At 61.6% G+C, this 23,473-nt stretch carries 16 protein-coding genes; 7 read left to right on the top strand and 9 right to left on the bottom strand.

From position 1 onward, the window contains the following. From ACQY7R_RS27730 to ACQY7R_RS27715, 4 genes are all read left to right on the top strand, one after another. Window positions 1-1,176, top strand: coding sequence for an ABC transporter permease (locus tag ACQY7R_RS27730; RefSeq protein WP_428308775.1), 1,176 nt, complete (start codon window positions 1-3; stop codon window positions 1,174-1,176). 318 nt (window positions 1,177-1,494) lie between these two features. After that, a complete protein-coding gene (locus ACQY7R_RS27725) occupies window positions 1,495-3,285 on the top strand; it encodes a sodium:solute symporter family protein (RefSeq protein WP_428308774.1) in 1,791 nt (596 codons plus the stop codon). 306 nt (window positions 3,286-3,591) lie between these two features. Continuing rightward, window positions 3,592-5,061 (top strand): ATP-binding protein, encoded by a 1,470-nt coding sequence (locus ACQY7R_RS27720; RefSeq protein WP_428308773.1) that lies wholly within the window; start codon window positions 3,592-3,594, stop codon window positions 5,059-5,061. A gap of 423 nt (window positions 5,062-5,484) precedes the next feature. After that, window positions 5,485-8,928, top strand: a complete 3,444-nt coding sequence (locus ACQY7R_RS27715) for a pyruvate carboxylase (protein ID WP_428308772.1) — start codon at window positions 5,485-5,487, stop codon at window positions 8,926-8,928. 84 nt (window positions 8,929-9,012) lie between these two features. Here the strand turns inward: ACQY7R_RS27715 and ACQY7R_RS27710 are convergent, their stop codons facing one another. After that, a complete protein-coding gene (locus ACQY7R_RS27710; RefSeq protein WP_428308771.1) occupies window positions 9,013-9,408 on the bottom strand; it encodes a hypothetical protein in 396 nt (131 codons plus the stop codon). 190 nt (window positions 9,409-9,598) lie between these two features. Here ACQY7R_RS27710 and rpiB point away from each other — a divergent pair, with 190 nt between their 5' ends. From rpiB to ACQY7R_RS27695, 3 genes are all read left to right on the top strand, one after another. Beyond that, window positions 9,599-10,030 carry a ribose 5-phosphate isomerase B gene (gene rpiB / locus ACQY7R_RS27705; protein ID WP_428308770.1) on the top strand — a complete coding sequence of 144 codons (432 nt, stop codon included), beginning with the start codon at window positions 9,599-9,601 and terminating at the stop codon, window positions 10,028-10,030. An 82-nt stretch (window positions 10,031-10,112) separates the two neighbouring features. Continuing rightward, window positions 10,113-11,075 carry a sugar phosphate isomerase/epimerase family protein gene (locus ACQY7R_RS27700; RefSeq protein ID WP_428308769.1) on the top strand — a complete coding sequence of 321 codons (963 nt, stop codon included), beginning with the start codon at window positions 10,113-10,115 and terminating at the stop codon, window positions 11,073-11,075. 62 nt (window positions 11,076-11,137) lie between these two features. Next, entirely contained in the window at window positions 11,138-12,202 is a 1,065-nt protein-coding gene (locus ACQY7R_RS27695; RefSeq protein WP_428308768.1) for a threonine aldolase family protein, read from the top strand. On the opposite strand, the gene ACQY7R_RS27690 is transcribed toward ACQY7R_RS27695, so the two are convergent. The 8 genes from ACQY7R_RS27690 to nuoH form a co-directional block, all read right to left on the bottom strand. Continuing rightward, a complete protein-coding gene (locus ACQY7R_RS27690) occupies window positions 12,199-14,667 on the bottom strand; it encodes a PEP-CTERM sorting domain-containing protein (RefSeq protein WP_428308767.1) in 2,469 nt (822 codons plus the stop codon). The genes ACQY7R_RS27695 and ACQY7R_RS27690 overlap by 4 nt on opposite strands. A 315-nt stretch (window positions 14,668-14,982) precedes the next feature. After that, window positions 14,983-16,485 carry an NADH-quinone oxidoreductase subunit N gene (locus ACQY7R_RS27685; RefSeq protein ID WP_428308766.1) on the bottom strand — a complete coding sequence of 501 codons (1,503 nt, stop codon included), beginning with the start codon at window positions 16,483-16,485 and terminating at the stop codon, window positions 14,983-14,985. A 4-nt stretch (window positions 16,486-16,489) separates the two neighbouring features. Next, window positions 16,490-18,145 carry a complex I subunit 4 family protein gene (locus ACQY7R_RS27680; RefSeq protein WP_428308765.1) on the bottom strand — a complete coding sequence of 552 codons (1,656 nt, stop codon included), beginning with the start codon at window positions 18,143-18,145 and terminating at the stop codon, window positions 16,490-16,492. Between the two features lie 59 nt (window positions 18,146-18,204). Continuing rightward, window positions 18,205-20,187 (bottom strand): NADH-quinone oxidoreductase subunit L, encoded by a 1,983-nt coding sequence (nuoL, locus tag ACQY7R_RS27675; RefSeq protein WP_428308764.1) that lies wholly within the window; start codon window positions 20,185-20,187, stop codon window positions 18,205-18,207. Between the two features lie 117 nt (window positions 20,188-20,304). Then, on the bottom strand, window positions 20,305-20,796 hold the full coding sequence (gene nuoK / locus ACQY7R_RS27670) for an NADH-quinone oxidoreductase subunit NuoK (RefSeq protein ID WP_428308763.1): 492 nt from the start codon (window positions 20,794-20,796) through the stop codon (window positions 20,305-20,307). Further along, entirely contained in the window at window positions 20,793-21,527 is a 735-nt protein-coding gene (locus tag ACQY7R_RS27665; protein ID WP_428308762.1) for an NADH-quinone oxidoreductase subunit J family protein, read from the bottom strand. Before ACQY7R_RS27665 ends, nuoK begins: the two co-directional genes overlap by 4 nt. 5 nt (window positions 21,528-21,532) lie before the next feature. Continuing rightward, complete coding sequence (locus tag ACQY7R_RS27660) at window positions 21,533-22,216, bottom strand: NuoI/complex I 23 kDa subunit family protein (RefSeq protein ID WP_428308761.1); 684 nt, start codon at window positions 22,214-22,216, stop codon at window positions 21,533-21,535. A 50-nt stretch (window positions 22,217-22,266) separates the two neighbouring features. Then, window positions 22,267-23,451, bottom strand: a complete 1,185-nt coding sequence (gene nuoH, locus ACQY7R_RS27655) for an NADH-quinone oxidoreductase subunit NuoH (RefSeq protein ID WP_428308760.1) — start codon at window positions 23,449-23,451, stop codon at window positions 22,267-22,269. Between the last annotated feature and the right edge of the window lie 22 nt (window positions 23,452-23,473).

Raw genomic sequence — 23,473 nt, 5'->3', positions numbered from 1 at the left:
ATGGTCCCGCTCAAATACAACATTCGCAGTATTCGCGCCCGCAAGGTGGGATCATTGATGACCATCCTCGGCGTCGGGGCCGTCGTGTGGGCAAGCATCTTCGCATTTGGCCTATCCTCTGGCCTGGACAAAACATTGAGGATTGCCGCTGATCCGCTCGACATCCTTGTTCTCCGTAAGGGTTCGACGTCGGAAACAGTGAGCGCCGTGACCGAGAGTGGTGCGCGAAACGTCAGAGCACTGGATGGCATTGCGACCAATGCGAAAGGCGAGCCTCTCGCCGCATCTGAATTGGTCGTCTTCGGTTATTTGCCTCGCCGCGGCTCGACGCAACCGGTCAACATTTCCGTCCGTGGAGTGGATCCCGTCTCGTTCAACTTGCGAGAAGGACTCACGGTGGTCGAAGGTCGCAGCTTCACTCCCGGCCTCCGCGAGGCGATCGTGAGTCGCGCGATGTCTCAACGCTTCCAAAATCTTGGCTTGAATAGCGACTTCAAGGTTCAAGGAGGAGAGTTCAAAGTCGTCGGCATTTTCGAAGCCAACGGCGGCGCCGTCGAATCTGAAGTTTGGACCGACCAGAAGGTTCTTGCTCAACTCGCCAAACGTACCGGGGCCATGTCGAGTCTGCAACTTCGCGCGGTCAGCCCAGCCGCTCGCGACGCACTGATTAGCCGTATTGAAAATGACGAACAGATCGACCTCGGCGCCATGACCGAAGAGAAGTATTACGCGGAGCAGGCCGATCAAAGCAAATTCCTCAAGATCGTCGGAGGCATGATCGCGTTCTTTCTAACAATCGGCGCCATGTTCGCGGTGTCAAACACTATGTACGGCGCCATTGCTTCTCGTGCTCGCGAGATTGGGACGCTCCGCGCCCTCGGGTTCGGGCGGTTCAGCATCCTGGTCGCATTCCTGTTGGAATCGCTGTTCCTTTGTCTCGCCGGCGCCCTGTTGGGCATCTTCGGCATTCTGGCCGTCAACTTCCTCATGGGAGGAATTCAGACCGGCACGATGAACGCCAGCACTTTTACCGAGGTTGCGTTCACGTTCGACTTCGGCCCTCAGATCTTACTGCAGGGCGCAATTCTGGCCGTCGTGATGGGCCTTATCGGCGGGTTCCTGCCCGCCTTCCGCGCCGTCCGCATGAAAGTCGTCGACGCCCTCCGCGAAGTGTAACCGCGGCTCAACGAGCCGCCGGAGCGAACCGTCAAAGACTTACCACGAAGACACGATCACCGCGAAGATGCGCAAAGGACGCAAGAATCTAAAGAAGTAGCGAGCTCGCGGAGCGTTCCTGACAAACAATCCACCCGATTCAAAACTTTTTAGCGTCTCCTGCGCCTTTTTAGCAGCTCAGTCCCGAAATTACCTTCGCGCGTCTTTCTATCTTTGCGTCTTCGTGGTTAAGATTCTCGCACAATGACAGCTCGATTGATTGCCGCTCCGGCGGGTCGTTGACCCGCGGCTACTTGACCACGCACGACGCGAGTCCTCATGACGCTCACTCCGTTCGACTGGACCGTCATCGCCCTCTACTTCGCCGCGAATTTGGCCATTGGCCTCTATTACGCTCGCCGCGCTGGCGGCGACGTTGGCGAGTTTTTCCTCTCGGGCCGCAACGCCCCCTGGTGGCTCGCCGGCACCTCAATGGTCGCCACGACCTTCGCCGCCGACACGCCTCTCGCGGTGACCGGCATGGTCATCGAGAACGGCATCGCGGGGAACTGGCTGTGGTGGAACCTGGTGATGAGCGGCATGATGACCGTCTTCTTCTTCGCCCGACTCTGGCGTCGCAGCGGGGTGATGACCGACGTCGAGTTCGCCCAACTCCGTTACTCAGGGAAGCCGGCCGCGTTCCTGCGCGGTTTTCGCGCCCTTTATCTCGGCATCCCGATCAACTGCATCATCCTCGGCTGGGTGAACTTGGCGATGCTTACCATCCTGCGAACCAGCCTCGGCGTCGACGACCGCGTGGCACTCTACATCCTGGTGGGCATTCTCATTTTTACCGCGTTCTACACGACGCTTGCGGGGCTATGGGGCGTGTTAGTGACCGACATGCTACAGTTCGCGCTGAAGATGACGATGGTCATCCTACTGGCGTACTATGCGGTGCAGGCCGCGGGTGGCGTTGATGCGCTGCAAGAGAAGATTATCGCCCTCGATAGCGCCAGCGGGCGGAGCGGATCTCGGCTCGATTTTCTACCGCCGCTCAATTCCGCTTGGCTACCGGCAGTCGCACTCGGCACCTATCTCGCGGTGAGTTGGTGGGCAAGTTGGTACCCCGGTTCTGAACCGGGCGGCGGCGGCTATGTCGCCCAGCGGATCTTTTCCGCGAAGGACGAACGCCACGGCGTCTTGGCGACGCTGTGGTTCAACGTCGCCCACTACGCGCTACGGCCGTGGCCGTGGATTCTGACGGCCCTCGCTGCCCTCATCCTCTCGCCCGAACTCGCCGCCAGCAAAGATCGCGAGGCGAGCTACATCGCCATGTTCATGAACCCCGATATTTTCCCGCCGCGGCTTCGCGGTTTTATGATCGCAGGTTTCGCCGCCGCTTACATGTCGACGATCGCCACGCATCTCAACTGGGGCGCCTCGTATGTCATCAACGATTTTTACCGGGCCTTCGTCAAACGAACCGCAAGCGAACGGCACTACGTCTACGCCTCGCAATTGGCGACGGTGCTGATCATGATCGTCTCGCTGTTCGTCACCTATTACCTGCGGCTGCATGAGAAAGGGATCAAGGACGCCTGGAAGCTGCTGCTCGTCACAGGCGCCGGCACCGGGACGGTGTATCTCTTGCGATGGTATTGGTGGCGGATCAACGCCTGGTCGGAAGTCACGGCGATGGTCGTCGCCGCCGGCGTCTCGCTCTTCCTGCAACTCGGACCGCTGCAGTGGCGTTCTAACGACGAGCAAGAGTTCGCTTACATTCTGCTGACGACGGTAGTGGTAACGACGATCGCTTGGGTCGCGGTCACCTACCTCACCGGCCCCGAGCCGCAGGCGAAGCTGATTGCCTTCTACGAGCAAGTCCGCCCCGCCGGCCCAGGCTGGGCGACTGTTCGCCCCTTAGTGAAACCCGCGCATGCGAAGCCCAGCGAAAGCCTCGGCCTGCAGTTCGCCAATTGGATCGTCGGCTGCACGCTGATCTACTCGTCGCTCTTCGGCATCGGGCACTTGGTATTCAAAAACTGGCTCCCCGGAGCGGGCTTGCTCGCCCTCGCCTGCGTCTGCGCCGCGATCATCTCCCGTAACCTAAACTTGCAACAAGAGTAGCCGCGGCTCAACGAGCCGCCGGAGCGAACCGACAAGAACTTACCACGAAGACACGACGGCCGCGAAGAAGCGCAAAGAACACAAGAAGTTTTATAAGTAAGTTTCGGAACGTTTCTCACGAGCCCCCGCCAACTCATACCTTTCTGCGTCGTTTGCGATTCTTTGCGTCTCCGTCCGTATCTCCTTAGTGCGTCTTCCCAGCTTAGTGCCTTCGTGGTTAACATTCCCGCACAACGGTAGCTCGATTGATCGCCGCTCCGGCGGGTCGTTGACCCGCGGCTACCAAATTCAGCCCAAGCACGCAGCATGCAACTTCAGCTTCTCTTTTCTAACACGCCGCGGACGCTGCCGGCGCTCAACGCCTTCGTCCGCGAGACGCTCCGTCAGTACCCGTTCGACGGCGCGACGGCCGATAAGCTGGCGCAGTGCATTTTCGCGGCGGCCGAGAATGCAATTGCGCACGCGTACCCTGACGGCGAGGCGGGCGAAGTAAAACTCCGCGTCACCGAGGAAAACGGGAAGCTAGAATTCCGCATTCGCGACTACGGCCTGCCCCAAGACGTCGCCGCCCTCGAGCGGCGCCTGCACGATCCAGCGCAACCGGCGGGTGTCCATTCGTTGGCGTGGCCCGGCTTGGAGGCGGTCGACGAGATCCACTGGATCGGTTTCGGCCGCGAAGGCAAAGCGATCCAGATCATCAAGTGGCTGCACGACAATCACATCGCCGACGGCGACGGTGCGGCGACGTTGACGCCCTTCAACGCCGAAGCGCCGCTCGCTCCGCCGCAAGAGTACGAGATCCGCCGCATGCGTCCCGAGGAGGCGGTACAGGTCTCGCAGCTGATGTACCGCGCCTACGGCAACACCTATCTCAACGAAGACGTCTACTATCCCGATCGCGTCGCCGCGCAAGATGCGGCGGGCACGGTAATTTCGTTCGTCGCCGTGGGTGCAGGCGGAGTCGTCGTAGGTCATTACGCCCTGGAACGCGGCGTTGACGGGCCGGTGGTTGAAGGGGGGCAGGCGGTCGTCGATCCCTCGCATCGCAGCCGCGGCTTGCTCGACCGCATGAAGGAAGCGGCGCTCGCCGAAGCCGCACGCTTGGAACTGCTCGGCTGGTTCGCCGACGCCGTTGCCGTGCACACGCGCACCCAGCAGTCGAACATCAGCCATGGCGGGCATCTCTGCTGCGCCGATCTGGCGATCGCTCCCCGCACGCAGCAGTTCCGCAACATTTCGACGGACCTGCCGCAGCGTATCACTTGCTTGATGTTCTTCCACTGGCTTACTGAGCCGCTGCCGCGAACGATCTTCGTTCCCCAGCGTCACCAATCGGTGGTGGCGGAAATCTATGCAAAACTCGGCGCCCCAGCGACATTCGGGCCGGCGTCTGAGGCGGCGGGCCATGGCGCCATTCGCATCTCGATCGCGGCGACGCACGCGACAATTCGCGCGGAACTGCTCGGCGGCGATACGGCTCACCAAATTCGCCACGCGAAGCGCGAGATCGTCGAACGCTCGCATGCCGAGGTTGTTTACGCGGAGCTGCCGCTGAGCGATCCCGCGACGCCATCGGTGGCGGAGGCGTTGGAAGAAGAAGGCTTCGGATTCCTCGGCGTCGCCCCCTGCCACGCCCTGGCCGGCGACGACCTGCTGCGGCTTGCCTATCTCGTGGAACCGCTACAACGCGAGCCGATTAAGACAGCTGACGAATTCTGCGGCCGCCTCGTCGACTACGCACTCGCCGAACAACAACGCGTGCAAGCAAGCCTGTAGCCGCGGGTCAACGACCCGCCGGAGCGGTGATGAATCAAGCTGCCATAGTGCGGGAATGCTAACCACGAAGGCACAAAGTTAGAAAACCACACAAAGGTAATTTCGGGACAGAGCTGCCAAAAAAGCAGAAGGTGCAGAAGACGCTAAAAAGTTTCCAGTAGTCGTGGATTGCTTGTGAGGAACGCTCCGAGCGCACACTACTTCTTTAAATGCTTACGTCCTTTGTGCTCCTTCGTGGCCTTGGCGTCTTCGTGGTGAATCTTCAGCGGTTCGCTCCGGCGGCTCGTTGAGCCGCGGCTACCGGTAAATGCTGGATGCGAGCGACGCTGATTCCGCCCCAGAGACCTCCTCGAAAATTCGCTCTCCGCATGCGACAATCACGGGTCGCCTTTTCGAATTCTCGACGCCATCGCTTCTCGCCACATGAAACCAATCCGCAGACTCCTCGCCGCCAACCGCAGCGAAATCGCTATCCGCGTCTTCCGCAGCGCCCACGAACTCGGCATCCGCACCGTCGCGATGTATTCGCACGAGGATCGCTACGCCCTCCACCGCTTCAAGGCGGACGAGGCCTACCCGGTCGGCAAGGAAGGGCAGCCGCTGCAGTCATACCTCAACATCGACGGCGTCATCGCTCTCGCTAAGCAGCACGAGATCGACGCGATTCATCCCGGCTACGGCTTTCTGTCGGAGAACCCAAAGTTCGCCCAGGCCTGCGCCGACGCCGGCATCATCTTCGTCGGCCCTCGGGTCGAACTACTTGAGACGCTAGGCGATAAGATCAAGGCCCGCGAAGTGGCGGTACGGATCGGCGTGCCGGTTCTCGGCGGCAGCGACAAGCCGATCGTCGACGCTGCCGACGGCCTGAAGACGGCTGAAAAGCTCGGCTTCCCGATCATCTTGAAGGCGGCCCACGGCGGCGGCGGACGCGGCATGCGCGTCGTCAACGACGCGAAGGACTTCGCCGATTCGTTCGAGTCAGCCCGCCGCGAGTCGCTCACCGCGTTCGGCAGCCCCGACATTTTCGTCGAGAAGTTCATCAAGCGGGCCCGCCACATCGAAGTGCAGCTCCTTGGCGACAAGCATGGCAACCTCGTTCACTTGTTCGAACGCGATTGCTCCGTGCAGCGACGACATCAGAAGGTCGTCGAAATCGCCCCCGCGCCGAATCTGCCGCAGGGGGTGCGCGAGCGTCTCTGCGAAGCCGCCGTGCAAATCGGCGCCGCGGTGAAGTACGACAACGCCGGCACGGTCGAGTTCCTCGTCGACGCCGACACGAATGAGCTTTACTTCATCGAGGTGAATCCGCGGATCCAGGTCGAGCACACGGTCACCGAAGAAGTGACCGGCATCGATATCGTTCGCTCGCAGATTCTTATCGCGCAGGGCGAACCGCTCGGTAACGCGGCGATCGGCATTCCATCGCAATCGGCCGTGGAGACGACCGGCTTTGCGATTCAGTGCCGCGTGACCACCGAGGATCCGTCGAACCGCTTCATGCCCGACTACGGCCGCGTCACTCACTACCGCTCGGCCGGCGGCATGGGGGTGCGGCTCGATGCGGGGACGGCGTTCTCCGGGGCGGTTGTGTTCCCGTATTACGACTCGCTGCTGGTGAAGGTGAGCGCGTGGGGGCGCACGTTCGTCGATGCAACGCACCGGATGGAGCGCTGCTTGCAAGAGTTCCGCATCCGCGGCGTGAAGACGAACATCCCGTTTCTCACCCGCCTGATCACCGATCAGACGTTCGTCGCGGGCGACTGCACGACGCGGTTCATCGACGAGACGCCGTCGCTGTTTGATTTCGTCCCAAGGCGCGATCGAGCGACGCGGCTGCTCACCTACATCGGCGACGTGATCGTCAACGGCAACGCGATTGTGAAGGGACAGCCTCGTGCTCGCCGCCGCGAACCGGCCGTGCTGCCGGAGGTCGATACGCACGCGCCGCTGCCGAAGGGAACGCGCGACCGCTTTAAGGAACTTGGCGTGGCCGGGTTCACGAAGTGGGTCAAAGAGCAGAAGCCGCTGCTGTGGACCGACACGACGATGCGAGACGCCCATCAGTCGCTGCTGGCGACGCGGTTCCGCACGTACGACCTGGCGGTGATCGCCGACGCCTACGCCCGCAACTGCGCTGATCTATTCTCGCTCGAAATGTGGGGCGGGGCGACGTTTGACACCTCGATGCGGTTCCTCAAGGAATCGCCCTGGCAACGGCTCGAACTGCTGCGCGAGAAGATTCCGAACATCTTGTTCCAGATGCTGCTCCGCGCCTCAAGCGCCATGGGCTACGCGAATTACCCCGACAACGTCGTTGCCGAGTGCGTCCGCGAGTCGGCGGCGGCGGGGATCGACGTCTTCCGCATCTTCGACGCCCTCAACTGGACGCCCAACATGCGGGTCGCGATGGAAGCGGTGCAGAAGACCGACGCCATCTGCGAAGCGGCGATCTGCTACACCGGCGACATCCTCAACCCGAAGCGATCGAAGTACAGCCTCAAGTACTACGTCGAGTTGGCGAAAGAGCTCGAACAGATGGGCGCCCATATCCTGGCGATCAAGGATATGGCGGGACTTTGCAAGCCGCATGCGGCATCGGTGCTCGTGAAGGCCCTCAAGGAAGAGATCGGCATTCCGATTCACTTCCACACGCACGATACGGGCGGCGTCCAAGCGGCCTCGATCCTCAACGCGGCAGAGGCCGGCCTCGACATTGCCGACGGCGCCCTTGCCTCGATGTCGGGCGGCACGTCGCAGCCGAACCTGAACACGATGGTCGAGGGGCTGCGGTTCACGCCGCGGGCGTCGAATCTCAATGCTGAGGCGCTCGACGCGATCTCGGAATATTGGCGTGAGGCCCGCGAGTTCTACGCTCCGTTCGAGAGTCCGATCCTCGCCGCCGGCGCCGACCTCTACCAGCATGAAATGCCGGGCGGGCAGTACACGAATCTGTTCCAGCAAGCCCAGGCGCTCGGCCTGGCGTCGCGCTGGCTTGAGGTCTGCCGCGTCTATGCCGACGTGAATCAACTCTTCGGCGACATCGTCAAAGTGACGCCGACGTCGAAAGCCGTCGGCGATATGGCCCTGTTCCTCGTGGCGAACGACCTCAGCTGCACTGACTTGATGGCGAGTGAGCGAGAACTCGCCTTCCCGCGGTCGGTGCTCGATTTGCTCGGCGGCAAGATGGGGCAAACGGTCTTCGGCTTCCCGCCGGAGGTGCAGGCCCGCATCCTGCGCAGCGAGAAGCCGGTCGAAGGTCGGCCCGGCGACACGCTGCCGCCAGGCGACTTCGCCGCGGCCAAGGAGAGCATCGCGAAGCTGACCGAGGGCGAACCGACGCCGCAAGACGTGGTGTCGCACTTTATGTACCCGCAGGTGTTCGAGCAGTTCGCTCAGCACCAACAACACTACGGCGACACGGGCGTACTACCGACGCCGGTGTTCCTCTACGGCATGGAGTCGCAGGAAGAGATCGCCGTCGACATCGAGCCAGGCAAGACGCTGATCATTAAGTTCCTCACCGTGGGCGAACCGCACGCCGACGGCACCCGCGGCGTCTTCTTCGAACTCAACGGCCAGCCGCGCGAAGTGACGGTCACCGACAAATCGCTGGTGAACGAAGCGACCGTGTCGGCCAAAGCCGATCCAAACAACGCCAAGCAGATTGGCGCCAGCATGCCAGGCATGGTAGTGCTGGTGGCTGTGCAGGCGGGCGAGAAGGTCGCTAAGGGGCAGAAGCTGATGACGCTCGAAGCGATGAAGATGGAGACGACCATCGCTGCCGACGCCGACGGCGAAGTGGCGACGGTGCACGTTGGCACGGGCAGCCAAGTTCAAGCGGGCGATTTGTTGATCACGCTTGCTTAGCGCATTTTTGTGAAACCGCAGATGGACGCCGAGGAACGCGGATCATGAAAGTAGGTGAATCAATTCACTTCAACGCATCTGCGCTCATCGGCGGTTCCTCTTCCCTTCCGCTTCTTCATCCTCCTCGGTGTCGAGGTGGAAGGTGTGCATCAATCGATGCAGGATCGGCGCCAAGATAAGTCCGCTGATGAGAATCAGCGCCAGGCCGCTGTAGAGGGCGTACCAGCCGGCAAAGCACTTGCCGCCCCACGTTTCCATCGGCTGCAGCGGACCCATGCCGGAGAGGATCATCGAGGCGTTCGCGAAGGCGTCGATCCACGCCATCGACTCGAAGTGGTGATAGCCCGCCATGCCCGCCAGCAGCGAGATCGCGATCAGCAAGAACGCCGCCAGCAGATTGATGCCAAGTCGCCGCGCGAACCCTGTGCGCGACAACAACGGCTCGTTGCGTGATTCGTAGTTGAAGACATGACGAATCACGGGTAGCTTCCTTCATCCGGGCCGCGACAGCCGTCGGGGCGTCGCCGTCAGCAAGTATACCGCGCGGCCGCGTCGTCGACGGCTCGGCGATTTCTCCGGCGTTCCAAGGCTAAGCTGTCGGCGCTGCGCGAAGCGGGGGTTAGAATTGCCGCTTCTCAACTGTTCTACCTAATTGCCTGAATTCGCCGCTATGAACATCGCCATCGGCTCCGACCACGCCGGGTACCGCTACAAAGAACTAATCAAGTCGCACCTGCAGACGGCTGGCCACGTCGTGAAGGATTTCGGCACAAATTCGCCCGAGGCTGTCGACTACCCGCTCTACATCCGCCCCGCGGCCGAGGCAGTGGCGAGCGGCGAGTGCGAGCGCGGCATCGTCCTCGGCGGTTCGGGCAATGGCGAAGCGATCGTCGCCAATCGCGTCAAAGGCGTCCGGTGCGCCCTCTGCTGGAACCTGGAGTCCGCCAAGCTCGGCCGACAGCACAACAACGCCAATGTGATTTCCATCGGCGAGCGCATGGTGACCGAGCAAATGGCCCTCGATATCGTCGACACGTGGCTGGCGACGCCGTTCGAGGGGGGCCGCCACCAGCGGCGAATTGACCTGATCGACGCCGTCTGATCGGTTAAAATGCGGCGGCAACGCCTAACGATAAACTCGCGCTCCTGGGTCGCTTCCCCTACTGCATTGCTGGAGGATAGCCGTGGCCGCTACGGATCGACGTCGGTTTCTCTCATCTTCGACGGCCGCGCTCGGCGCGACGGCCTTCGCGTCCTTCGCTCAGGGAGCGACTGAAGCTTCGTCAGCCGTTGGCGGTTCTGCTTCGCGGCGCGGCAACCCGATCGCGGTGTCAACCTACTCGTTTTGGCGATTCAAGGAAGATTCGAAGCTCTCGATCGAAACCTGTATCGATGAAGCGGCACGGATGGGTTTCGACGCCGTTGAAATCTTACAGATGCAGATGGAGAGCGAGGATCCCGCCTATCTCCAGCGGCTGAAGCAACGTGCCTTCATCAACGGTCTAAGCCTCTGCGGACTCAGCACCCACCAGGGATTTCTTTCCCCGGACGCAACGGTTCGCCAGAAGAATATCGACCACACGAACAACGCCATCGAAATCGCTTACGCTCTCGGCATTCCGACGATGCGCGTCAACACGGGCCGCTGGGGAACGAGCAAAGACTTCGACGAACTCATGGCGAATCGGGGCATCGAGCCGCGCCTCGAAGGCTACACAGACGACGATGGCTTCAAGTGGGTGATCGACTCGCTCGAAAAATGCCTGCCGACAGCCGAAAAATGCGGCGTGACTCTTGGCCTGGAGAATCACTGGGGACTCGGCCTGACGCCGGAGGGCGTGCTGCGTATCATCCAAGCCATCGACTCGCCCTGGCTGCGTTGCACGCTCGATACCGGCAACTTCCTCGAAGACCCGTACGATCGGCTTGAGGTGCTCGCACCCGAAGCCGTCTTCGTCCAAGCGAAGACGTACTACGGCGGCGGCGTTTGGTATTCGCTCGATCTCGATTACAAACGCATCGCGGAGATATTGCGCCGCCACAAGTTCCACGGGTATATCTCCTTGGAGTTCGAAGGAAACGAAGCGTGGCAATCGGCAATCCCCCAAAGCCTGGCCGTGCTACGGAGCGCGTTCGGCGGGGCGTAGCTTGCCGGCTGCTTGAGGTTGAATTCATCAGGAGGATGGCCGACGAGCCGTCCAACGACTCAATGAGCAATCAAGTTCAGCAGGTAGCCGTTCCCGGCAATCAGTTCGCCAGCGACAACACGGCGGGCGCGTGTCCGGAAGCATTGGCGGCATTCCTCAACGCGAACGACGGCTACCAACTTTCCTATGGCAACGATAGCTACACGCCCGCCGTCGCCGATCGTTTGCGCGAGATCTTTGACGCCGACTGCGACGTCTACTTCGTGTTCAACGGCACCGCGGCGAATTCGCTCGCCGTGTCGACCTGCTGCCAGCCATACCATAGCGTGATCTGCGCAGACGTCGCGCATCTGGAAACCGACGAGTGCGGCGGACCGGAGTTTTTTTCCGGCGGCGCCAAGCTGCTGCTAGCGACCTCCGTGCACGGTAAGCTTGAGGTCCCGTCCGTCGAAGAACTCGTCACGCGGCGAACCGATATTCACTATCCGAAGCCACACGTTCTCAGCATTACTCAGTCCACTGAGCTCGGCACCGTCTACTCGCTCGACGAATTGGCGGAACTAGGAACGGCCGCGAAACGTCTGGGATTGAAGGTCCACATGGACGGCGCTCGCTTCGCCAACGCTGTCGCCGCGCTCAACGTCCCCCCAGGCGATATCGTGCGAGCGGCGCAAGTCGACGTTCTCTGCCTGGGCGGCGCGAAGATCGGCCTCCCCATCGGCGAGGCGGTCATCTTCTTCAATCGCCGGCTAGCGGCCGACTTCGCTTACCGCTGCAAACAGGCGGGGCAACTCGCCTCAAAGATGAGATTTCTCACCGCGCCGTGGTTGGGCATTCTGGCGGACGACGTCTGGCTGAAACATGGCCGCCACGGCAACGCGATGGCCGCGCGACTCTCCGCAGGACTGGAGCGACTGCCGGGAGTGGAGGTCCTCCACCCGATCGACGCCAATGCGGTCTTTGTCGCGCTTCCGGAAAGCGCCCATCGCCATCTCGCCGAGCGCGGCTGGCGTTACTACACCTTCATCGGCCGCGGTTCGGCGCGATTTATGTGCTCTTGGGCGACGGCGCCGGGGGAAGTTGACGCGTTGCTTCACGACATCGCCGCCGCCTTACAGACGGCTTAGACGACTGACATACGCGACCGGCGACGCGAATGAGCGCCGATCGCGACCGCCCCCGCGACAATCAGAGACAGGCTCGCCGGCTCTGGAACCGCAGAAATGACGTCGACGCCGCCCCCGCCTCCGTTACTCCCGCCAGCGGCAACCGTCGTCCAGCGTTCAATCGTGAAGTTGAAATTGCTAAATGCATCGTAGTTTTGGTTCTTGGCCGAGCCGATCATCACGTAGATCGTATCGCCAACGACCAGCTGGCCGAGGTCTCGCACGAACGCCTTGATCGAACCGTCGGTCAGGATTGATTCGATCGATCCGATCAGCGTGTTGTTGACGAACACTACCAGTTCCAAGCCATCTTCATCGCCAATCTTAGAGGCGTCGCCCTTTGAGAGCGTGCCGCCGGTCAAACGATAGGCGCCGCCTCCGTCGTCTGCTTGGAGCGTGTAGCCGGCGATCGTGTAGAAGCCGGCTCGCCCGGGGTGTCCGGCGTCAAGACCGAGCGTCAGGTAGTCGTCGCCGCGAGCTTTGCCGCTAAACGAAGCCGTCGCGGCGCCGGTGGTGTTGTAGGCGCCGGCGACCGAGCTCCACTTGAGATCGGTAAACTTACTCGCATCGCCGAGCTTGCCGGCTGAACTCCATTGATACTTCCATCCGGCGGCCGGCCCCCCGGCTTTGAAGTCTTGCCGAAAACCCGCGACCGATTGCCACTGCTGCACCGGCTGCGGAATCGGATTCGGATTCGGGTCGGTTGCCGGCAGTGAATCATATCTCTGCAGCGTGAAGTTGAAGTCGCGGAACAGATCGTAATTGTTGTTCTTGCCCGCGCCGACCATCACGTAAATCGTATCGCCCACCTTGAGCGAGCCAAGATCGCGATCAAAGTTCGTTCCCAACGAGAATTCTGAAACGTCCACCGACCCTAGTCGCGTGTTGTTGAGATAGAACAGCATCGTCAGGCCGTCTTCACCCGGAAAGGCGAGGGTGTCGTTCTTCATAATCGAGCTGCCAGTAAGCCGATACTTGCCGGCGCCGTCGTCGGCCTGCAGCGTGTAGCCCGCAATCGTGTAGCTTCCCGGCCGACCGGGATGTCCGCCTTCAGAGTTGAGCATCAGGTAATCGTCGTTGTGGAGAGTGCCGTTCCACTGTCGCGTCGCTCCGCCGGTCGTATTGTAAGCGTTGGCCGAGGAACTCCACTGCAGTGGCACGTACTTGCTCGAGTCGCCGACGGCGCCGGCGTTCCACATATACTTCCAACCGGTCGCCGGGCCGCCCGTCTTGAAGTCGTCTTGATAGTCGGCGACGGTGGTCCAAGTCGGCGTCGTGGGATTTGGATTTGGATTCGGGTTCGGATTGTTCGTTGCGGGATCGAGCGTGATCAACCTCCGGACGAGCTTGGCGTCGCTCCAGCGATTCCACGCCCCTGCCTGGCTGTCAGTGTAGTAAGCGTAAAAGCTCTGCCCCGTGTGCGTCGGATCGGCGCCAGTTCCGATCAAGGTGGGATACATCTGTTCGCCGGGGCTGGAAACCACGACTTGCCGCGGCGACCACGTGACGCCGTCGGTCGACGACGACATATAGAGGTCGTTGTTCCCGTTCGTGCCGGGCCACGCAGAACTCATCATCACCAGACCGCCGAGGTAGTCGTTGTATGAAACGCTCGACCAGGCATTGCCGGGGTTACCGATTTCCAGCGGGGACGACTTTCCGCCGAGTCCGGGCTGCGTCCAGCCGCCGTCGTAATACTTCGAGAAGCTCGTCCCCTGGTACGTCGCAGCATTGTTGAAGATGTCGGCAAGCGGCGCCCGCGCGACGGCCAACTCGCTGCTGCCGCCCCCTTCGAGATAGTCGCGGTAGTAAACGTAGAGTTGATTGTTCACCACTGCGAACGAGCCGCCGCCGACGTCAATCGATTGAGTGCGCTGCGACATTGGCACATCTGGTTCAACAACTAGCCCCAAATCGCGAAAATTGAGCCCCTGCGAATCAGTAGAAACGGCCATGCCGAGCACGCTGTAGAAATCTTGTCCGCTGCTCGCATGCTTCTCCGCGTGGTAGATCATCAACCGCTTGCCGGACCCGGGATCCGTGTACACTGGTCCGCCTGCCACATAGTTGAAGACGCCGCTCGGCAAGCCGGCGATGTTGACGGTACTCTTCGACATCACCGGATTCGCGAGCGTGCCGGTAGTGCGAATGGGGGCGCTGCCATTGGCGCCGTAGAAGTCATACTGCCCGTTGCCGAGCGGAACGACGCCAAGATTGCCGTCGGCCCAATAGTTCAAGCCCAGACTGTTACGCTGATTGGCCGTGTAGAGGACTTCCGCATCGCCTACTGAATAAACGAGCGCCGCATCCGCTAAGCTAGCCGTGAATACGCCGACGGCCAGCGTCGCGCAGGCGGCGATTTGGCGAATCTGACGAAGTTGAAGCGAGGAAAGTGCGCAGCGTCGCGCAGGTGCGTTCGCAATCATGGCGGCCAATCAAAGTCGTGAGCGGGAGGTGTCCGAAGATCGACGCCGTTCGAGTGCGGCATCCTTCGCCCCGACTGAAGAGGGGAACGTAGTTCCCGTCGGGGGGCCGACCTTTCCCAGTCTGATTGGTCGGAGCGCCGTGTCCAGAAATTGCCGATCGGCGCTAACGAAAACAGCCAGCCGATGCCCGCAGAATCGGCCGCGACGGCGGCCTTTAGCGACGGATCACGCCGATTATGCGGATCCGCTGGATTTGCTCACATGCAGGCCGGCGTTTTCCGCTCGCCGCCGCCCCGCTGAGTCCCGCGCCACCCCTTACGGGACGAACTTCACCGCTGCTTCCCACAGTTGCTGCGGGGCGATGAACAGCAGCACGCTGACCAGAGCACAGCATGAGCCGGCAATCGCCGGAGCCAGCGACACCTTCGAGGTTTCGCCCGCGTTGGCCGGCTCCAGGAACATCACGGCAATCAACCGCAGATAGTACCAAGCCGAGATCGCTGCGTTGGCCGCGAGGACAATCGCCAGCCAACGACCGAGCGCCGTACCGTCGCCCCAACTCGCCAGGAACAAGTTGAGCTTGCCGAGCATGCCCACGGTCGGCGGCAACCCCGTGAGGCTGAACAAGCAGACGGCGAGGGCCAACGCCACCGCCGGGTGGACGCGGCTCAGGCCATTCAAATCGCTGACACTGCGCAACGGCGTCTTCTCGCTGCTGACGCCGGCAATCAGCGCGAAGATGCCGATCGTGATCAAGCCGTAGGTCGCAAGGTAGAACAGCAAGGCGCCAACGCCGTCGACGTCGTTGTTGCCGCCGTCGACCACCAGACCAATCAGCATGTAACCAGCATGGGCGACGCTGGAATAAGCCATCAGGCGGTACAGATTGTTCTGCCGCAGGGCGAGCAGGTTGCCGAACGTCATCGTCACGAACGCCAGCGCCGCGAGCAGCACGCGGACCGATGGTCCGTCAACAGCTTCCGCGACGCCCAAGCCCCCCACGAGCGGCAATAACCGCAGCAAGGCGACGAAGCCGACGACCTTCGGCACGAATGACAGCAAAGCCGCAGCCGAGGAGGGAATCCCTTGGAAGACATCGGGAGCGTAAAAATGAAACGGCACGGCGCCGATGCGAAACGATAACCCGGCGATCAGCATCGCGATGGCGATCTTTAGGAGCGTCGCAGTTTTTTCTTGGTCTTCAACGCCGAACGACTGAGCAATTCCCGCCAAGTTTGTCGTTCCCGTGGCGCCATAGAGCATGCTCATGCCGTACAGCACAATCGCCGACGAGAAGACGCTGAGCAGCATGTACTTGATCGCAGCTTCCTGATTCGCCTCGCCGCGGCGCGGCAAGTAAAGCAGAACGTACGTCGGAATGCTGACCAACTCGAGCGCCAGGAACAGGACGATGAGATCGTTGGCTAGCGCCGTGAGATTCACGCCCGCCAGGATGGCGAGCAGGCACGCTTGTGATTCGGCGGAATGCCCCTCGTCAACCTGATCGATCAAGACGATCGAGATGATCGCTCCCAGGGCGAGCGTCAGACCACGGACGTACCAAGTGAGCGCGTCCGCGCGGAACGGTCCCGTGTCGAGCGGCCGCACGGCGTCGGAAGTCCACCACATGAATCCCGCGCAACCGATGGCTACCAGTGCCAAGGCGCCCCAACGGCGACGCAGGCCCGGCGCGGCGACGCCAGCTTCGCTGACAAAGAACGGCCCCGTAAGGAACATTACGCAGACCGTCACGACCAGGATTAGCTCTGGTACGAGAAAGTTAACGCCGTTGTTGATTTGGTCGATGGCGGTCGCCATGGTCTTACTGCTCCTGCCGCTCGGGGCTTTGTGCTACGGCGACAGCCTTTGCTTTGTAATCGATCGGCGCCCGTCCCTCGTACAGCTTGGCGACAGCCTCGACGTCGGGGCGAATGACGTCCACGAGCGGCTGCGGCTTCAAACCGATCCACAAGCACGCGGCGGCCAGCGGAATCACCGCCGCCAACTCACGCAGCGAGATGTCGCGAATCGGAGCATGGTGGCCGTGGTCGTGATCGTGAACAGCCGGTTCCTTGAGCTGGCCGAAGAAGACCCACTGCAGCATCGACAGCAGATACCAGGCGCCGAGCACGAGACCGGTCGCGGCCGCGGCGGCGTAGTAGGGATTCCGCTTGAACATGCCAGCCAGCGACAACATTTCGCCGGGGAAGCCGTTGAGGCCCGGCAAGCCGACGCTCGCCATGGAAACGAACACCATGATCGCGGCCATCAACGGCAACCGGCTCGCCAGCCCGCCGAGGTCGTCCATCATGCGGGTGTGGTACCGCTCGTAGAACATGCCGACGATGAGGAACAACGCTCCGGTCGACAGACCGTGGTTGATCATCTGCAGCACGCCGCCGGTGATCCCTTCCACATTCAAGGCGAACAGCCCCAAGATGCAGAAGCCTAAGTGAGCCACGCTGGAGTAGGCGACGAGCTTCTTCACGTCGCGCTGAATCAAGGCACAAAGCGAACCGTAGACGATGCCGACGATCGAAAGAATCGCCGCCGCCGGCATACCGATGGTAAGGCATGCATCGGGCAGCATCGGCAGACAGAACCGCAAGAAGCCATAGGTGCCGAGCTTCAGCAGTACGCCGGCCAGCAGCACGCTGCCCGCGGTAGGCGCCTCGACGTGGGCCAGCGGTAACCACGTATGGAACGGAAAGACCGGCACCTTGATCAGGAAGCCGACAGATAGCGCCAAGAACGTCGCCACCTGCAGTTCGAACGGCATCGGATTGGCTTTGTACCAAGCCGCGAGTTCCGGCAACGAGCAAGGCGAAGTCAAACCTCCCTTGGCGGCGTAGGTGATCAGCGTGATCAACCCCAGCAACGTCACGAGGCTGCCGGCCAGCGTGTACAGGAAGAACTTCACCGCCGCGTAGCGACGTTGCGGTCCGCCCCAGATCGCAATCATGAAGAAGAGCGGAATGAGCGTGAACTCGAAGAAGACGTAGAACAGCACGGCATCGAACGCGCAGAACACGCCGATGACGCCACTCTGCAAAATGAGCAGCGCGGCGTAGAACTCAGATTCCCGCTCGCTAATCGCTTCCCAAGAGCACAGGACGCACGCCACGGTGAGCAGCGTCGTCAGCACGATCATCACGACGCTGACGCCGTCGAGGCCGAAGTGAAACTCAAGCTTGATCGCGTCGGCGGCAGCTTCGGGGGTCGACGTGTCGCCGATGATTTCCCACACGCGGCGGTACTCGACCCGCGGATTGATCGGCGAATCGCTCGCCGAGGCGCCCTGCTTTGCTTGCAGCGCGCGGTAGTCGGCGGCCATCTGCAACGACAACGCGAGGGCGACCAACGATCCCCCGAGGGCGATCCAGCGCGCGGAGCGTTGCTGAGAAACACCCGAGAACAGGAGCAGCAGCCCCCCCGCTCCCAACGGCACCAGCAGCAAGATGAACAGAAGTTGGATCATTTAGCCGTCGCTAATCGAAATGAAATCGTGAATGTCGTGAACTCGCACTGCAATCGCGGTTAGCGATCGAACAGCCCGAGCATGTATCCCATGCAAGCCAAGGCGCCGACCCACATCATCAACGCGTAGCTCGAAATGTAGCCAGTCTGCAGCAACCGCGGGGCGGCGCTGAGGATTCGCGGCAACGCCCCGACGCCGTCGACGATCCGGTCGATCACGTGGACGTCGAACAGGAAGCAAAGCTTGGCGAGTCCCCGCAGCGGCATCACCAAGATCGCCGTGAAGATCTCGTCGAGGAAGAACTTGCGCGACGAGATGTCGTAGGCAAAGTTCAGCCCCTGGGCGAGCTTCGCCGGGAGCATCGGGTTCTTCACGTACATGAACCACGCGGCTCCGATGCCGACGAGCGCGATAATGCCGCTCTGCACCATCAGGTTGATGTGGAAGACATGCTCTTCGATGGGCGTGAAGCCAGGCGTGTGTTCGAAGTAATGGGCGAACAAGTGCGTGATCGCTACCGCGCCGCCCGCGGTCAGCGCGCCAACAGCTAAAATGCGGAGCGGCCAAGCCATGGCCGGCGGTGCATCGTGCGGGTGGTGCCCAGCTTCCGGCGGCGTGCGTTCGGGGCCCCAGAAGGTCATGAAGTACGCGCGGAACGTGTAGAACGCCGTGAGCAACGCCGTGATCGTCGCCACCCAGTAAACGGCGGTGAAGGCTGTACCGTACTTCTCGCTGTGATGCCCTGCCTCGTGGAGCACCGCGAGGATTTCATCCTTACTCCAGAAACCAGCCAGCAGTGGCACGCCCGCGAGCGCTGCGGCGCCACACAGGAACGTCCAGTGAGTGACCGGAATCACCTTGCGAAGCCCGCTGAAGCGACGCATGTCGATGACGTCGCCCATCGAGTGCATCACGCTGCCGGCCGCGAGGAACAACAGCGCCTTGAACACGCCGTGCGTCACCAAGTGAAACATGCCGGCCGTCGCGCCGGCGGTGGCAAGTTCCGCTCCCGCGGCGCCAACGCCAAGGGCCATGAACATGTAGCCAAGCTGACTCACCGTCGAGTAGGCGAGCACCCGCTTGAGATCGGTTTGCGTCAGGGCGATCAACGCGGCAATCAACGCCGTCGTGGCGCCGATGCAGGAAATGAAGACCTGAGCGCTCGGAGCGTACATGAATAGCGGCGTGCTGCGGGCAACCAAGTAGACGCCGGCCGTGACCATCGTCGCGGCGTGAATGAGCGCGCTGACCGGGGTCGGGCCTTCCATCGCGTCCGGTAGCCAGACATGCAGCGGAAACTGAGCACTCTTGCCCATGGCACCCACCAGCAGCAGGAAGCAAATCGCCACCATGCGGGTCGGATGGTCGCCGGCAATGAGCGACAGCTCGTCGGCGTCGAACAATACCTTCGAGAAGTCCATCGTCCCGAACGTATCCCAGATCAGGAAGATGCCGAGGATCAGTCCCATGTCGCCGATGCGATTGACGACGAACGCCTTCTTCGCGGCAGCGGCGGCGCTCGGCTTCTGGAACCAAAAGCCGATCAGCAGGTAACTGCACAGACCGACGAGTTCCCAAAAGATGAACAGTTGCAGGTAGTTCGCCGACAGGACGAGCATCACCATCGAAAACACGAACAGCGACACGGCCCCGAAAAACCGCGGGTACCCCTTATCGCCGTGCATGTAGCCCGAGGCGAACACCGACACCAAAAAACTGACGCTGGTGACCATCGTGAGCATCAGCGCGCTCATCGCATCGGCCCGTAGGTCGATGCGAACGTCAATCGAACCGACCTTCAGCCACGAGTATCCGGTGGCGATGGCGCCGACGACGCTTTCGTCGTGATCAGCAAACGTGCCGGGGACGACCTTCGTTACGAGCAAGATCGCGCAGACCATCGACGTAGCCAGCGCCAGCCAGCAGGGCCAGTGGCTCCGTTCGTGGAGCAGCGACTTGCCTAGCAGGGCGATCACCAACGCGGCCACGAGCGGGGCGCCCGGGATCAGCCACAGCACAAGTTGTTCGGTCGCGGGAGACATGGGGAATTTGGTGATCGGGGAGCGGTGACTGGTGATCGGTGAGGACAGGCGAGTGACCGGCGGCTCTCGCAATCAGCAATCTTCCGACTGCCGATCACGAATCACCGATCACTCTTCTCAATACTCATCATCCGGCGGCGAAGGAGTGAGCACCTTGCGCGGATCGGTCGTCGTCGCGAGCGACACGGGGAAGTCATCGTCAATGTCGGGGACTTCGCCCGCGACGGTTAAGCGAGGATGCACTTGCTCCGGCTGTTCAATAAGCGCCGGCGGCAGCACGCGTTTGTCCCACTTCGGGAGGTCGGGTTCGCTGAGTTTGCTCCAAATGTCGACGTCGAGCGACTTGGTGCGTTGGTAGAGCGACAACACGAGCGCGAGCCCGAGAGCCGCCTCGCACGCCGCGACGGTCAGCATGAAAATCGTGAACGACTGACCTTCGAGATTGTCGTGCATCCGGCCGAACGTGAGCAGCGTCAGCGAGACGCCGTGCAGCATCAGCTCCACCGACAGGAAAATCAGAATGAGGTTCCGGCGCGTCACGAAGCCGATGCCGCCCAAGACGAACAGCGCGGCCCCAACCGCTAAATAACAACCCGAGTCAGCGGTCATAGCGTTCCTTCAGCCCTCCGCGGCGCGATCGCGATAGCGCCAATGCCAGCCACGAGGAGCAACGTGCCGGAAATTTCGACGGCGTACAGATAGTCGCCGAACAGCGACAGCCCCAACGATCGCAGCGAACCGTACGGCGAGTTTTCCTTCGGTTCGCTGAAGGGGTTCGAAGCCGCCGCGGCCGTTAGCGCCGGACCGCCGTCCGCAGCCGGCGCGTCTTTCTGCCACATCTGGAAGTTCCAGAGCAGCGCGGCGAGCATCAGCCAGCTCGCGACGATCGACATGATCGGCGTCCGCGAGCGGTAGTCGTAAAAGACGCGTCCCTGCTGCTGGGCGAGCATGATGACGAACAAAAACGTCACGATGATGGCGCCGGCGTACACGATGATCGTCGCCGCCGCCAGAAACGGCGCCGACTGCATCATGAACAACCCGCACGCGCCAAGCGTCGCCAACGCAAACCACAGCGCCGCATACACGGGCGAGCGGCTCGTCACCATCATCACGGCGCTCAGCAGCGCCGAGCTGGTGAACATCCAGAACAAAATCTTGTCGGTCAGATCGCCGGCAGGATTGCCGAACGTCGTCACCGCGGCGATCAGGCCGGCCGAGGCCAGGATCGAGCCGAGCAGCCGTAGCCCCGCCGCGCGCTGAGACGCGGCTAGCCACGTGCCGATCGCGCCCGCGATCAACGAACCAAATAGTACGCTTTGAGCAGCCGATTCACTCATCGTGATTACGTCGCCCCCCCGGGATCGTCGAAGGGACGCGGATTGTTATAGGTGTGGATCGTGCCAGGCGCCGTCGATTGAGCCGAGCGGTCGCCAGCGGTGACTTGAGTCGCCGGCGCCACGGTCGGCAACGTGCCGAAGTCAGCGGCCGGACCAAGCTTGCCGCGCCGCGTACGGAGCGGATCGCGGGGATCGTCTTTCGTCTTGTCGTACACGTCGAGCAGTTTCTCGCGGTCGAACCGCATCGACTCGCGCGTCTCGCCGGTCAGGTCGTAGATGTGCGTTAGTTCGATCGCGTCGACCGGGCAAGCTTCCTCGCACATGCCGCAGTAGATGCAGCGAAGTTCGTCGAGAACGAACGTCGCGGGGAACTTGTCGCGATCAGGCCAGTCGGGCGGCGCCGCGGAAGCTTCGATCGAGATGCAGTCGGCCGGGCAAGCCGTTGCGCACAACATGCAGGCGACGCACTTCACGCGGCCCTTCTCATCGCGATTTAGCCGGTGGACGCCGCGGTAGTGCAGCGGCAGCGACGGCTTTTCTTCCGGGTATTGCTGCGTGACCGGATCGTAATGGGTGACGTGGCGGATCGTGGTCTTGAGGCCGTCGAGAATGGCCGGGAGAAATGTCATCTCCCAGAACCCCATCTCGGGCTCCTCGATCCACATTACGTCGTCTTTTGCAACAGCCATAGCGTCAGCAGTCTATGCGTTAAGTCGATTGAGTGATAGCGGCTCGCGAACTACGTCGCGAACCGGTGCGCCAACTCCGCCGCGCTTGGGCGATGCCGAATTTCTGCTCGCTTCATCGCGACGCTGATCAAACCGGCGACGGCGAACAAACCGAGCGAGATCGGCGTCAACCACCAACGGTCCCAGCCAAATTGCAGCACCGTCATCACCGCCACCATATTGGCGAGCGAAAGCGGAATCAGCGCCTTCCACGACAGGTTCATCAGCTGGTCGAAGCGGAAACGCGGAATCGTCCAGCGAAGCAACATGATGAACACGATCACCATACCGACCTTGAACAACAGCACGCCAATCTTCACGACCCAGGCGCCGGTGTAAGCCGACTCAGGGGTGGCGATCCACGGGAAGTGCCAGCCGCCGAAGAACAAAATGCTCGTCAGGAAGCTGGTGAGAATCACGTGAGCGTATTCGCCGAGGAAGAACAGGGCGAACTTCATCGAGCTGTATTCCGTGTGGAAACCGCCGACGAGTTCCTGTTCGCATTCCGACAAGTCGAACGGCAGGCGATTCGCTTCAGCCAGAGCGCTGGTGAAGAAGATCAGGCAAGCCAACGGCTGAGTCCAGAAGTACCAGTCCCAGAAGCTGCCCGTTTGCTGCATGAGCAGCGTGTTGATGTCGAGCGTGCTGCCGAGCAGGGCGATGCCGAGAATCGACATGCCGAGCGGAATTTCGTAGCTAATGACCTGAGCACTCGCCCGCAGCGATCCGAGGGCGCTGTACTTATTGTTCGAAGCCCAGCCGCCGAGGATCACGCCGTACACGGACAGACTCGTGATCGCGAAGATGAACACGATGCCGATGTTGACGTTCGGAGCGATCAGGAACCGCACGAACCACGGAATGCCCTCGGCGCCGTAGGGCCCGAACGGCACGACCGAGAAGGCAAGCATCGTCGTCATGAAGCCGATGCCCGGCGCCGCGTAGAACAGCACCTTGTCGGCGCCCGCCGGCGTCACTTCTTCCTTGAGCAAGAATTTGGCGCCGTCGGCCAGCGGCTGAAAGATCCCCATCGGGCCGACGCGATTCGGACCGCGGCGATCTTGCATCCACGCTGAAAGCTTGCGCTCCAGCAGAATGAGGTACGAGATGACGCCGAGCGTCACGCCGACCACGACCGCGATCGTCACCAGCGTAGTGATCAGCTCTTTCGGGATGTATTCGAAGATGGAGTCCATTTGTCGGTCAGGCTTTTAGCCC

The organism is Lacipirellula sp., assembly GCF_965279485.1.
GTDB lineage: Bacteria > Planctomycetota > Planctomycetia > Pirellulales > Lacipirellulaceae > Lacipirellula.
This window is presented reverse-complemented; position numbering and strand designations above follow the sequence as displayed.